The sequence below is a fragment of the Leptolyngbya sp. Heron Island J genome, from assembly GCF_000482245.1.
GTDB lineage: Bacteria > Cyanobacteriota > Cyanobacteriia > Phormidesmidales > Phormidesmidaceae > Leptothoe.
Genome location: NZ_AWNH01000043.1, coordinates 1 through 13,569, shown reverse-complemented (window position 1 = coordinate 13,569; position 13,569 = coordinate 1). Strand labels below are relative to the sequence as shown.

Sequence of the window (13,569 nt, the reverse complement as noted above, 5' to 3'; positions counted from 1 at the left end):
TTTTATCAACAATTCACAACAGAAGAAATCTTATGGCAGTTCAACCTAACTATCACTGGCAGTTTGAAGAAAAGCAAGGAACAACAGTAGTAGATACCGTAAGCGGTGTCAAAGCTAAGCTTTCTAACACGACATGGCTCGGCCATGGTCGGATTGGCAGTGCCCTCAAAATCGATGGCAGGGTTAAGAATTCTCGGATTGTATTTGATCAGGATGTGGCCCGGTTTGGTACCAGCGATTTTACGATAGCGTTTGGCATGAAGGTTCAGGGCACCTATGGACAGAAGGTGCTCCATGTAATCGGCAACCGATCAACGTCTGGCCATGGAAATTTCTTTTCCCTGCGGATGAAAAAACAGGGACAGTTGACCTTTGAGGTGGATGAAAATACCCGTGGTAAGAACTACGCCTTTTTGGATAGCAAGCGGCCCCTAAAAGATGGGAAATGGCATCATATCGCCGCTGTGAGACAGGGGCGATCGCTAAAGCTCTACATTGATGGTGAGCTATCCGATGAAGGTAAATCCAAAACGGGCATTGCCAATATTACGACCGACGCGGTCCTATTGCTGGGGGCTCGGGGATTGAAGACTCCAGTAGCACAATACGAAGACCTGCGCATCTACCACACGGCCCTCAACGCCGCAGACGTTAAAGCCCTAGTTCCTCCCGTGAATCGCCCCTTGAATGAAGGTGAAATTGAGCTAGTGGCCGCCGATAATGCCGCCGTGATCCTCACTCAAAATGTTGACGATCTCTCCCGCTTTTCCAGTAGCTTTAAGCAACTGCGAGTCGCCAACAATACCGGTGTTACTCTTTATCAGCAAAACGACTTTAAAGGCACTGCTCAAAAGTGTTATGCCGAGCTGCCAGACATTCGCCTCTCACGGCTCAAGAACTTTCCAAAGTCGATCCGTATTTGGTCGACCATTGGCGAGCCCTTTACCGGGAAGTGGATTATCAAAGCATCTAACGGTGAGTTTTTGAGCCTGGGTAAGAACAGACTCACCACAGTCCCCCCCCGAGGAACTAATAAGCTTTTCAAATTTCATCACAATTTACAACAGGCCCAGCTTCAGCTGATCCCCGGCTCCGATCAGGAAAATGCTTTCTTTACCCTATCTTCGGTGGAGACCCCCACTTACCTATTTGTTGATGATTTAGACGGTCGTGAGTTTTCACTGGTCAACCAGACCCAGAACGAATGGTTAGAACTCGCTGCAAACAACACCTTTAGATGGACTCGACAAAAAGATAGTCGTGCCATTTTTGTGCGTGCGGTCAAAGTTGCCGACAACGAAGGCCAGGTGGGAGAACTGGCACCGGGGGAAGTGGCCCTATATGAACATTTAGCCTACCACGGGAAAACCTGGATTTTGTCCGACAGTGCCAAGCATGTGTCCGGCGAACATAGACACTTTTCACAGTTTCAAGGGTTACAGGATCAAACCTCCTCCATTCGTTTAGGACCCGATACAGGGGTAACCTTATTTAAGCATTCTGCCTTCCGTACGGACGAAGACAAACGAGAAGAAGATATCGAAGATGTCGTTCACAATGTGCCGGATCTCCGAGAGAGTCAGGTCGGTAACGATGCGCTTTCCTCAATCAAAATCTTTAGAACCATTAAACCTGAGGATGTCTTTAGCTCTTATACCACCAAACTGAGCCAGGACTATCGTATGGTGGGCAATAATCTCGAAGAATTTTCGTCCTATCGCACCACTCTGCGACTTAAACCGGGTGCTGGCGAGATCGAGGTGTCAGCCACCGATCTGACCGAGATTGAAGTCGAAGACACCACCTATGAGATTGATGAGGTGAGATCGGTCACCCTCAGCCCCAATGACCTTAATTTCATCATGATTACCTCTGAGGCTGATGGCCTCAACACCCCTGGGCTCAAAATTCGTACCAACGAAATGGCCTCCAATGAACAAGTGGTGATTTTCCCAAATCAAGCAGCTCATCAACAAATTGCTGAGCTAGAAGAGGGAGCGCTTTGGAATGCGACCGATGCCCAGGGCAACTTAATTGTGGATCGCAAAGCCCATAGCAAAGAAGAAGTCGCTAGTGTACAAAACACCATCAAACGGGTGATGGCAACTGTTAACTATGGTGAGAATGCTCCTGCTGCCAATAGCCGTGTGCAGTCATCAAATCGGGATGTGTCTGGTGCAACCATCGACAACCCCTGGGAACTCAAACTTGGGGCTATTGAAGACAATAAAACAAGGCAGCCGGGAAGAGGTAGACGAACAACCCCTCCTCCCTCAAGAATCATTGTGAAAGCTCCCATCGGAGAGAATAAGGTTAGTAAGGATGAATGGCAGCAGCTGCTCAGTCAAGCAATCAGCAGTGAAGACGCTAACGGTCCAGAAACTAGCAGTCTAGGAACGAGCAGAGTCGTCGGTACTAGAAGAGCTTTTCGCCGCATCGGCAGACGATTTAAAAATGCGATTAAAAAGGCCGCATCGGTGGTGATCGGCACTGTGAAAGATGTCGTCCATGTAATTGTAAAAACCGCTGAAGAAGTCATTGATTTTGTGGTTGATACCGCTGAAAAAGTGGCTGAATTTGTGGAAGCGGTTGTCGAAAAGGTTGTCAGTGGCATCAAAAAATTTATCGAGTTCCTACAGTTTTTGTTCAACTGGGACGACATTTTAGACACTCAGCGGTATCTGGTTGGTGCCATCAATGCCGGATTCGATTATGCATCCCAGCAAGCAGACGCCGCTAAAGCACCGGTCTCGGCCTTTATGGACAATCTCCAAGAGACCGTAGAGGAGGGTATGAACCAGTTAATCACAACCTTGGGAGGTGAGCCTTCGGAGGTACGAGAGTCTGGATTTAAACTGCCAGAAGCTGCGGAATGGTTTTTCTCGAAGCTGTTGGGCAATTCGAAAAAAGATAGCGCTAAAACCGTGCCTGAGTCAGATACACTGCCGAGCGGAGATTCTGAACTAGAGAACTTTGCATTCCACTTTACCGAAGCATTGGAAGACAGTGCCGGGGCTGTAATTCGAGGATTTGAAGGCATGGGTGAAACCATTGCCACTCTGCTGGCGAATCCGCTTCAACCGCAGCTGGCCTTAGTCGCTCTGATCGAAGTGTTCAGGGATGTCACCATTCAGCTGTTGGAAGCTGTCGAGAACCTGGCTCTGGGCTTTTTGGATGTGATTGCCGAAGCGGTTGAACAGATTCAAAAGCTGCTGAATACAGAAATCAAGATCCCCTTTATTTCTAATCTATTCGAGCTGATTGGGGCAGGCAAGCTAACAATACTAAATCTGGCGGGTTTGCTGCTGGCGATTCCAGTGACGGTGGTATCTAAGCTTGTTATGGGTGAAGCACCCTTTAAGAATGAGCCACCGCTTGATTTTTCTGCTCCATCCGGGCCGGTCACTGGGCAAACCGGTGCCAGATTGGTTGCTCAACAAAGTGCGATCGCACAAAGGTCTGACACCTCTGCCCGCGAGCGCTCGATTCGCATCTGGGGAATTATTGGATTGACAGCCGATGCTTTGAACGGTGTGATCAATGCCGGATTAGATCTCTCTTCAGAATTTGGCCCTAAGGAGAAGAAACTAGAAGAAACGGCTGGTTATACGTTTGAGTTCGTGAGCCTATTACTGAGTGGCTTTAGCTGGTTAGCCAGCTTTCCCTCCTCTCCAGATTTCCCCGGTGGTCGTCCATACAACGTTGCTGCCCACAAAGTCACCAAAGGCGAAGACAAACCAGAGTACGAAGAGCGTGTTATGTGGGGCTGGAGGACGTTTGTCTATTGGCTAGATGTTGTCATATTAGCCAATAAAGGAGTCGCTGTATTACGGGGAAACGAAGCTAAGTTACAGCGGATACGGCGCGCAGAGCCTAAAAGTATAGGTGTCTTCTGTGTGTTCTCAATTTTGGATGCAATCTATGCAATTCAATATTTGGCGGCTGTTCCTAGGGAAGACAAATCAGGCTTTGAGATCGCCAACGAGGTGGTCTCCTGGATACCTAACATTTTAGCACCCTTAAGAACAACTGGACCTAAAGGTGCTGTGGCCCTTGCTGCATTAGATTTCGTTGCAATGACTGTTAACATGGGACTAGGCGGCAAGTTGCTAGCTGATGATTTGGCAGAATTGTAGACAACGATGTCTTAACCCCGGTAGAGAAAGCGTGGAAATATCTTAGATAGCCACTCCCTGTACTGTTGGTTAAAGCGCTAGGGCAAGACTGATTAAGACGACTCTAAACAGAGAAACAATGGTCATGCTACGTCCTGGCGCTTAGGCTAAATATGCTTTCAAGATTCTCCCAATTTTTTTCATTTTTCAAAAGAACTATTATTCGCTGCCACAACTGTCCAGCACTGCATTCAATACACCTGGAAACAGCTGCTCCAATTCGTCACGCCGGAGAGAGTTCAGATGTTGTGTGCCAGATTTGCGGGCATAAATCACGCCAGACTCGCGCAAAATTTTGAAATGGTGCGACACTGTTGACTTAGCGAGATCACAGTCAAAGGCACTACAGGCATATTCTCCTCCAGCTGCTAGTAACTGAACAATTTCTAAACGCACCGGATCTCCCAGGGCATATAAAACGCCTGCAAGGGTTATTTGCTCAGGATTTGGATGATAGAGCGGCTTCATGTTGGCATTATGCCACAGGGTGAGCTATAGTTTCATTGTTCAATTATTTCGAACAAACGAATAAAGGAGGCCACTATGTCCACAGTCACGCCCACTTCATCGGCTGTGTCTATCGCCCCACTCTTTGAACCCATCAATCTAGGCGCGATCTCTCTGCCAAATCGCATGATCATGGCCCCTTTGACCCGAGCGCGGTCTGGGGAGTCCCGGATTCCCAACGACCTGATGCTGGAGCATTACGTTCAGCGAGCCAGTGCCGGATTGATAATCACAGAAGCCACTCAAATTTCTGAACAGGGGGCAGGCTGGGCTCAAACGCCTGGAATTCATACCCCTGAGCAAGTTGAGGGATGGAAAAAGATTACTGAGGCGGTCCATCAAAAGGGCGGCAAAATGGTGCTGCAACTGTGGCATACGGGACGGGCGTCTCACCCAGATTTTCAGCCAAGTGGGGCATTGCCGGTATCCGCGTCTGCGATCGCAGCCCAAGGCGAAATCCACACCCCTGAAGGGAAAAAGCAGCGCGTGGCACCACGGGCGCTGAGACTGGATGAAATTCCAGGGGTGGTTGAACAATATGCGATCGCAACTCGCAACGCCAAAGCTGCAGGCTTTGATGGGGTGGAGATCCATGCCGCCAATGGCTATCTGATTGATCAGTTTTTGCGGGACGGTTCGAATCAACGGACAGACGCCTATGGCGGGAGTATCGAAAATCGAGCCCGGTTCCTGCTGGAAGTTACAGCCGCAGTGGTGACTGAATGGAGTCGCGATCACGTCGGGGTGCGCCTATCGCCTTACAATCCGTTTAATGACATGCGTGATAGTGATCCAATTGTCACATTTACCTATGTTGCAAAGGCTTTGAATCCGTTTGATTTAGCGTATCTGCATATTGTCGAAGCGTTACCAGGACATTTTTTAGCATTAGAGGGGGTGGAACCGGCCACGCCCCATATACGCCGAGAGTTTAAGAACCCGATTATTCTAAATGGTGGCTATGATGCGCAAACGGGTGCAGCGGCGATTCGTGGCAATGAAGCTGATGCGATCGCCTATGGGATTCCGTTTATTGCCAACCCTGATTTGGTGAAACGCTATTGGCAAGGGGCAGCGTTAAATGCAGCTGACCCGACTACGTTCTATACTCACGATGCCAAAGGATATGTGGATTACCCTGCGTTAGCTGCGTAGGAATGAGTTTTGTGGAAGAGCCATGGCGCTGAGGGAGGATTCCGTTCAGCGCCATGACCTTATGGGGGACGAGCCTGTTAGCCCTGAGCAAAAACCTGATCTTTACAAAATAACGGCCATGATAATCAAAAATAACTAAGATTCAGCAACTAAATGGTTATAAACAAGGCGGTGTATTGGCCTTAAAACATCGACAAGGTGATCTCCGCAGTGACCTTGTAAATTGAATCGCCATTCCCATATAGCTATACACTGATTTGCAGCAATACCAGTTTTATATTTGATTAATGGGCGCTTCAAATCCAAGTAAATATCTGATAGATCATCAGAAATGGTTGTTGTTATCGCTTCAGTATCGACAACAGGGTCGAAAACCTCTGAATATAAATCATATTCTCCAAGCAGCCTATTAATAGCGATTGTCGGAGCTTGAATACTTACCGTTATTTCTTGTATCGACTCATCTTCAGGTAATTCAACCTCAGGCAACTTGTGACTCAAGGAGTAAATTTTGGGTAATAGAATTGCGCATTCTATAAGAAATTCTCTTCCCGTTAAATTCGCCTGAGGCAATCCATCAAGAAGATACAAATACTGATGTATAAGCTGAATAAATTGAGTGATCATGAGCGATGATGGCAGCCTAACGGCTTGCACTCAGGGGGAGCGAGAATTAATTTAAAATGTTAATCAACAGTGTGTTTCGAGCGTCCTCTTGCAGTACATAGTTAGACCAGAATTAAGAAGACAACTTAGAAATAATAGATCTATCCTTTGTCTATCTAAGATGGTTAGCTTAATACAAATATAGCTCTACGGAGGAGTTTGATGATATCTTTCATTTTCTTTGTGATAACTAAAAGTCTGAGCCTTAGGAAAAAACTGAATCAAGGGGATATCTTCTAGATTTTCTGGAGTTAAAACGACTGTTTTCTGTAAAAGATTACCAAGGAAAGTCATGAAATCTAGAATCGCATCTAAATCCTGTTGATTCACGACTTGTCTTGGATCAATATCAAATTCAATATTTTCATCAGTAAAAAAGTGACATGCGATCGCTATACCCATCATTTCAACATGCATTAGTGGACAGGCTTTCTTGCGAATCTCCAATGCTTCTTGCATCGTCAAAATTGGTTGCGATTTAGCATTATCGACCCAGAACTTGATCTCGTATTTTGAATGAGAAAGTGCATCAAGCAGTTTGTCCCAATCCATTGAACTGGTGTTGAGGATATAGATGTCTCTCCAAGAGCCATCAAACTCAAAAGCTTTTTCACATTGACTCCACTGCATCGACTGGGAAGATAGAGTAGTCTGACGGTTCAAATCAACGGTGATAGTTAATCTCGAACTCACAATCAACATCATGGATACAGTAGCACGTGACCCCAAAAGGTACTGCAAAGGGTGTGTAAACTGATTCGTCAGACAGAATGAAGCTCTGTTCAACCCCAATCCTGAGCATCAGGAAATACATTGGAATATTTCAAAACATGTGGTGGTGCATCCATCATCTCTTCTACAGCACGCCCCAATCTTGTTGGACCCTGTTCAAGTCGTACCGAGAAGCCAACTGGCGGGCCGGGCAGGTGGATGACATGTTGCACGCGGAGGGCTCGATCGTCGCGTTCTGTGCGCCGTCTCGTCATTTGCTCATTTGACGGTTGGGTTTCCCTAGCCGCGACCGATCTCGAATAAGATTGAATGCGATGAACGTTTCCGATCTCTCGCTCCTCATTGCCCTCGACGCGCTGCTGCAAGAAAGCAGCGTCACGCGCGCTGCTCGACGCGTAGGCCTGTCTACACCTGCGATGAGTCATGCCTTGGCCCGCATGCGTGACCGCCTCGGCGACCCACTCCTGGTACGCGCGGGCCAAGGCATGGTGCTCACAACGCGTGCTCAGATCCTGAAGCCTCGCGTGCACAGCTTGGTGGCCCAAGCGGAGCAACTGTTCACTCTTGGCGACACGTTCTCACCAGAGACTGTCGACCGAGAATTTGTTATTAATGTGACCGACTATGTGCATTTCGTGATGGGCAGCGCGCTCGACCGCATGGTGCGGCAACAAGCACCACAGCTACGTTTGCGCTTCGTTCCCGCAACAGACGAAGACGCTGAGGCACTGCGACAAGGCAGCACCGATCTAGCCATCGGGGTCTATGACGAGCTGCCGCCCGAGATCATGACGCAAATACTCATCACCGATCGTCCTGTATGCGTGCTTCGAAAAGGCCATGCGCTGGCGGGTCAACGGATGACACTCAAGCGCTTTGTTGGGTTGGACCATGTTCAAGTCGCGCCGAGGGGCCGGCCGGGTGGGCGCATGGATGACCTGTTGCACGCGCGAGGGCTCGAGCGTCGCGTTCTGCGCGCCGTCCCGTCATTTCAGGCAGCAGCAGCGCTGGTCGCGGACTCCGACTATGTGCTGACACTATCTCGGCGCGTAGCGATCATACTGGCCGCCTCGCTCGAACTGGTGATCGTCGAGCCGCCTCTCAAGCTCGAACCCTATGCGGTGAATCTCATATGGCATCCGCGTGTAGACGCCGACCCCGCCCACCGATGGCTGCGGGAGCTCTGGGTTGCGGCAGCGGCCGAAGTCACTGGCGACAATCACGTTGGAGCGCGGAACGACTGAACGAGGGTGACGCCACGCCGGTGCCGCAAGACGCACGATCAATAGTTTCATGCTGTGCAATGATTCATTGCATAATATTTCATTTGACGCAACATGAAACGCTCTGCATGATGGTTATATCGACCAAGGAGCAAACCACTATGAGTGCCAACACTAACGTGAGCAGTTCCGATAAGAAAAAGACCATTCTGATTGTCGCTGCCAACCCCGCCGTCGGCCCCCTCACCGGCTGGCCCATCGGTTTCTGGCTGGCTGAGCTCACCCACCCCTACGCCACGTTCACCGAGGCTGGCTACGACGTTGAGATCCGCAGCCCTGAGGGTGGTACGCTGCAGGCCGATAGCTACTCCGACCCCGAGGACGATAGCGGTTACTCCGTCCACGATCTCCTCTCGCTGGGTTTCAAGAAATCCCCGTCCCACGCCACTCTGCTTGACAACACCGCGAGCATCGCCGACGTGAACGTCGCAGACTACGATGCCATCCTCCTCGCCGGGGGCCAATCACCCATGGTCACCTTCATAAATAACCACGCCTTGCATGCCCTTGTCGCCGCCTTCTACGAGGCCGGCAAGCCTACCGCTCTCCTCTGTCACGGTACGTGTGTCCTACTCAAGGCCAAGCTGTCCACTGGCGAGTTGCTGGTCACCAGTAAGACATGGACTGGTTTCTCGAATGAGGAAGAGAAGGAGGTCGAAAAGTTCGTCGGCCAGAAAGTCCAGCCCTTCTGGATCGAGACCGAGGCCCGCGCTTTGCCAGACACGACCTTCGTTGTAGCGCCGCTGTGGGAGGCGTTTGCTGTCCGCGACGGTAACCTCATCACCGGCCAGCAGCAGACCTCCGGTCGCGTCGCCGCCGAGCTGGTGATCGAGGCCCTATCGGGCGTGCCATCGCCGGCACCTAGGACGCGGGCAGGGGTCTAAGAACCTTACTGTCTCAACACGATGAAGAGCTCGGAAACGGCCCGTGATTGGCTAAAGCGAGGCGAGGGCTTCACGGTGGGCAACGTGCAAATCCAGACCAAAATCTCAGTAAATCTTCTCCAACCAGGTTGTTATGCTACACAATTATTTTGACTAACTCAAGCATGATGAATCTTTTTGACCCACTGGAATAGAAGGCCATACTTCGCTACTTACAATTTCATAGTGTACTTTCAGAATCCAATGCCCCAATCGCTAATCGGTAAAAGATGACTATATGAACGAACATCAACAGTGGCACTAAATAGAGTGGGAGGTATGCTAGTGGAGCACTGATAATTGGAGCCATTGCCGAACTACCAGATAGTTGAGCAGTCCCAAGGGCTTGAAGCAGATCCACAATACCCACAACATTCCATAACAGCAGCAGCCTACGATGGAACCGACTGACTGCGGGTAGAAAACCAACAGCCAATGCAAGTGCAGTAATGGCCGTAAAAATATCACCATACCCAGCTCGATCAGCAAATATCTGTGGTAAACCACCTTCCGCTGCACTAGATACTAACAAGGCAATGCCGACAAAGCGCACAACGTGTAAAAGCACAAGAAACCGTAGCTCCAAACTAAGTAACCATGACCGTAGCGGGGAGACGGAGATCCCAAGAATACAAAACAATAGCGTCACACTCATCACGTAACCGCCAATGAAGGGAGTTGGGGCACCAACCAGCACACCAGTATGACCAACAACGGCAACGCCTAAAAACCAAAGCATCAAAACGATTGCAACAACCTTTGGGGTTGCAGATTTTTTTGTAGACAAAAAGCTCATAAGAATCACCTCATTCTTGATAAGTGTATATGCACGTTTTTGGCTTTTTTTAGCGTTCGCGATGTAGTTCAGTGATCTCAGTTAGCTGTGAGAGTAATACATCCCATCGCGCCTCCCCTAAAAGTTCCACTACATTCATTTGAGCTTGTTGCCAAAGAGGAAGTGCCTTTGCTAAGGCTATCTCACCATCTGGGGACATGCTGACAATGCGAGTGCGCTTGTCTTGACCGGGCTCAATTTCTAACCATCCTTCTCTTTGCATAGGCTTGAGATTTCGAGTTAAGGTCGTACGATCCATCATCAAGATCTCTGCCAGCTTAGTAATAGCAATGGCTCTAACCTTTGCTAACGCAACAAGTACAGTAAATTGGGTAATCAGCAGCCCGCTTGGTCTGAGAATTTCGTCGAAGTGTTGGGTTACAACGCGAGAAACCTTACGGAAATTTAATCCTGCACAGGTTGAACTGATCTTGTTTAATTCAAGTGTACTAACTTGGCTTATATTATCCATAAATAAAGTGTATATGCACGTATATACCTTGTCAAGGCATGACTTCTCTCTAGGATGGCTGCCTCAAAGTAACTGGCTTTCAATTGTCAATAAGTGTACGAGAGCAGAAAACCATTCTCGATGCCCTGGTAACTCAGCTTACATTGATGAAAATTCTATGATTCTCCGGTGTGCGATACTCCTATGGAGTTTCTACAGGAGGGGGTGGGACATTAGATGAGATGATTGCAGTCGATATCCCACCGAGCAGGCCAAGAATGCCGGTAATTAACGCAATGATGATCGCACCAGTTCTGGTGACGCGTGCTGCAGCTACCGATGGATCCTCTGTCGTGCTACCGGGTGGTCGAACTTTAGCCAAATAAGAGATTGCCGAAGAGAGAGCCTGGTAACCCGTCTCCGAATAAGCCTTTGGCACGGGCAATGCGCCCCGATCTAGGACTAAGCTCATGAGCTTCGGGTCTTTTTCGAAGTTCTGTGAGAAAGCAAGAACTGGTTTATAGCCTCGATGTTTGTCGTTTTGTTCCTGAAGAATCTCTAATAGCTCGATTCCAACATTATGTCTTTGTCCTGAAGGGATTTGTGCATCACCAGACCATGATAAATCGATGACCGCAACGTCAAAGTTGTCTCGTTCGTACAGTGTAGCCTTGGCCTCCATAAAGGTTCTTGCCGGTAAGACTTCGAACCGTTCTCTGAGGTGTTGGCGTAGCCCTTGAAACCAATTAAAATCTTCCAAGAACGCAAATTCGGGATCTAGATTTTTTGCTCGAAGCTTATCTCCAATCTCTGCCAAGATTGCTGCCTTCACAGAAGTATTTCGCTCGGCTTCATCGTACGGAAACTGATCATCGGCAAATAACACACGGATTCTAGTCATAGAAGTTTCTTACTTTCTCTAACGCATCTTTACTTATATCAACTAAAGGGAGCATCCATGCCTGTATTCGAAGTCGTGAAGGTATTACGAATTAAGTCTGTAATCGATTCCATTGAATGCGACTATGCTGTTTTCAGCATCATAGTTATCTTAGGGTGATTTGAAAATCCACACTTTTCATAGAAGGCTGCGGCTGGGCTATCTCGCATCGTCAGTAGATAAATCATACTGATACCTTTACTGGCCAGATCTTGGTGAAGTACATCCATTATTTGCGTGCCAATTCCACTTCGCTGATTGGTGGACTGAACACACATTTCTTTCAAGTAGAAGTGTTTATCTGTATGCCATGCCTCAGCGTAACCAATAGCAAAGCCAAAAATTTTATTTTCTGCGATCGCAACAATACCGTAAGATCCTGGGGTGTTGTAGCAGTCCTTCAATCTCCTCAAAGCTACCTCCTGCTTCCATGTTTCATTCCAAGGCGGATTACTGAAGACTGAGACAAATAAGTTGCTGCACTCTCTTAGATGACCAGATTGAATAGGTTGCAAGTGCATTTGGTAATGATATGGCTAATATTTTTTGGATATTCAATTGAAAACTTTATCCTGACCTACAGGTAAGCTTCAAGCACTGCCTTAGTCCACGATTGGAGTAGCCTAAAGAATCTATGCAAGCCGTGAGAGAGTAGAGAAACCAACCAAAACCCTCTCACACGAGGAGGATAGCATGAAGATTCTAGCGATCGACCTGGGCAAATTCAACTGTGTATCCTGTCTGCTTGATACCGAGAGTAACGCGACTGAATTTGAGACGTTCAAGACGTACCGACGGGAATTCAAAGAAATATTACATCGCACTCAACCACACTTGGTGGTCATGGAAACGTGTTCGATTACGGGGTGGGTGCATGATCTCTGTGTTGAACAAGACTACCCCGTGCTGGTGGCCGATCCCAGCCAGGAGGCCTGGCGCTGGAAAAACGTCAAACGCAAAACCGATAAAGACGATGCGTTGAAGTTGGCAAAACTAGCAGCTCTAGACCAGATTAACCCAGTGTATGTGCCTGCACCAAAGAGCCGACAATATCGGCACTTAGTGAAATATCGCAAAGTGGTGGTCGGACGTATCAATCGAGTTCAAAACGCGATTCGTGTGTTGTTTGATCAACAAGGTGTGAAGATGCCGTCAGGACAACGAGCTTGGACCGTGCAGGGGATTGATGAATTAGGCCAACACCGACGAGTACTGGCGGAGTGCGATGAGACCAATCTATGGCGTGGGGAATTAGATTTAGAATTAACGATGCTGGACCAACTCTGGGAGCACCTGGCCACCCTTGAACGGAAATTAGACATACTGGCCAAGCAGGAGGCCCGTATCCAACTGTTGCAGACCATTCCTGGGGTAGGCCGAAAAACAGCCGAAGTGATTGTCACCTGTTTGGATGACCTGAAGCGATTTGGCAACTCGCGGCAAGTGTCTGCCTAGCGCTCTTTAATGACTCTGGCGAGATGATTTTCAAGGAGGACTCTCTTGTATGGGAACAGCTATCCCTGGAAACTGGTTCATCCATGCAATCAAACAATCAAACCCTTCTGTTAATTGGGGAATGGAAAAAATCTCTAACCAAGGCTTGAGTAAGTTAAAGCTAACCCAAGGAAGAAGAATTAAGCGTAGGTTGTTCAGCCAACTCTTCCAACCCTCTCCATCCTCCCAATAACGGTGTTTGAGAAACGATGAGAACACTGTTGAATCAGCCTGTTCTGGAGGAATGATCCCGTCGGGGCGGAGGGGCGGAGTGTATAGCGTTACCATTAAGTAGGCACTCATAACCAGTTCCCACCACTTTTCAATTTGGGCATAGTTCGTTACTCGAAAATCTGCCCATCCCAGTTCATTCTTGCTTTGTTTCAAACCATATTCGACCCAATTCCG

12 protein-coding genes and 2 pseudogenes are annotated in these 13,569 nt (G+C 48.4%); 5 read left to right on the top strand and 9 right to left on the bottom strand.

Annotated features, from left to right (window positions below; genetic code table 11):
- Positions 1-32: 32 nt before the first annotated feature.
- On the top strand, positions 33-4,136 hold the full coding sequence (locus tag N836_RS51915; RefSeq protein ID WP_023072727.1) for a LamG domain-containing protein: 4,104 nt from the start codon (positions 33-35) through the stop codon (positions 4,134-4,136).
- A 198-nt stretch (positions 4,137-4,334) separates the two neighbouring features.
- On the opposite strand, the gene N836_RS51910 is transcribed toward N836_RS51915, so the two are convergent.
- Positions 4,335-4,643, bottom strand: a complete 309-nt coding sequence (locus N836_RS51910) for an ArsR/SmtB family transcription factor (protein WP_023072726.1) — start codon at positions 4,641-4,643, stop codon at positions 4,335-4,337.
- Positions 4,644-4,718: 75 nt separating this feature from the next.
- On the opposite strand from N836_RS51910, the gene N836_RS51905 reads away from it, so the two are divergent.
- Positions 4,719-5,837 carry an alkene reductase gene (locus N836_RS51905; RefSeq protein WP_023072725.1) on the top strand — a complete coding sequence of 373 codons (1,119 nt, stop codon included), beginning with the start codon at positions 4,719-4,721 and terminating at the stop codon, positions 5,835-5,837.
- Between the two features lie 135 nt (positions 5,838-5,972).
- On the opposite strand, the gene N836_RS73295 is transcribed toward N836_RS51905, so the two are convergent.
- From N836_RS73295 to N836_RS75810, 3 genes are all read right to left on the bottom strand, one after another.
- The gene (locus N836_RS73295; protein WP_023072723.1) at positions 5,973-6,464 is read right to left on the bottom strand and encodes a DUF5063 domain-containing protein; all 492 of its coding nucleotides are present in this window, start codon (positions 6,462-6,464) and stop codon (positions 5,973-5,975) included.
- Positions 6,465-6,650: 186 nt separating this feature from the next.
- A complete protein-coding gene (locus N836_RS51895) occupies positions 6,651-7,208 on the bottom strand; it encodes a hypothetical protein (protein WP_152532133.1) in 558 nt (185 codons plus the stop codon).
- A 77-nt stretch (positions 7,209-7,285) separates the two neighbouring features.
- Positions 7,286-7,489: a hypothetical protein gene (locus tag N836_RS75810; protein ID WP_152532132.1), complete on the bottom strand. Its 204-nt coding sequence runs from the start codon at positions 7,487-7,489 to the stop codon at positions 7,286-7,288.
- Between the two features lie 60 nt (positions 7,490-7,549).
- Here N836_RS75810 and N836_RS51890 point away from each other — a divergent pair, with 60 nt between their 5' ends.
- Together N836_RS51890 and N836_RS51885 are read left to right on the top strand one after the other, a co-directional pair.
- Positions 7,550-8,479 (top strand): LysR family transcriptional regulator, encoded by a 930-nt coding sequence (locus N836_RS51890; protein WP_023072721.1) that lies wholly within the window; start codon positions 7,550-7,552, stop codon positions 8,477-8,479.
- A gap of 140 nt (positions 8,480-8,619) precedes the next feature.
- Positions 8,620-9,402 carry a type 1 glutamine amidotransferase domain-containing protein gene (locus N836_RS51885; RefSeq protein WP_051394574.1) on the top strand — a complete coding sequence of 261 codons (783 nt, stop codon included), beginning with the start codon at positions 8,620-8,622 and terminating at the stop codon, positions 9,400-9,402.
- Between the two features lie 220 nt (positions 9,403-9,622).
- On the opposite strand, the gene N836_RS73290 is transcribed toward N836_RS51885, so the two are convergent.
- The 4 genes from N836_RS73290 to N836_RS51870 all read right to left on the bottom strand — a co-directional run bounded on the left by N836_RS73290 (position 9,623) and on the right by N836_RS51870 (position 12,188).
- Positions 9,623-10,237: a hypothetical protein gene (locus N836_RS73290; RefSeq protein WP_023072719.1), complete on the bottom strand. Its 615-nt coding sequence runs from the start codon at positions 10,235-10,237 to the stop codon at positions 9,623-9,625.
- Between the two features lie 49 nt (positions 10,238-10,286).
- On the bottom strand, positions 10,287-10,748 hold the full coding sequence (locus N836_RS51880; RefSeq protein ID WP_023072718.1) for a MarR family winged helix-turn-helix transcriptional regulator: 462 nt from the start codon (positions 10,746-10,748) through the stop codon (positions 10,287-10,289).
- A 181-nt stretch (positions 10,749-10,929) separates the two neighbouring features.
- Positions 10,930-11,628: a hypothetical protein gene (locus tag N836_RS51875; protein WP_023072717.1), complete on the bottom strand. Its 699-nt coding sequence runs from the start codon at positions 11,626-11,628 to the stop codon at positions 10,930-10,932.
- 122 nt (positions 11,629-11,750) lie between these two features.
- Positions 11,751-12,188: a GNAT family N-acetyltransferase gene (locus tag N836_RS51870; RefSeq protein WP_023072716.1), complete on the bottom strand. Its 438-nt coding sequence runs from the start codon at positions 12,186-12,188 to the stop codon at positions 11,751-11,753.
- 172 nt (positions 12,189-12,360) lie between these two features.
- Between N836_RS51870 and N836_RS51865 the strand changes: the two are divergent.
- Positions 12,361-13,119, top strand: a pseudogene (locus tag N836_RS51865) (IS110 family transposase); the annotation flags it as partial.
- Between the two features lie 33 nt (positions 13,120-13,152).
- Here the strand turns inward: N836_RS51865 and N836_RS77555 are convergent.
- Positions 13,153-13,569: pseudogene (locus N836_RS77555) on the bottom strand (IS701 family transposase); the annotation flags it as partial.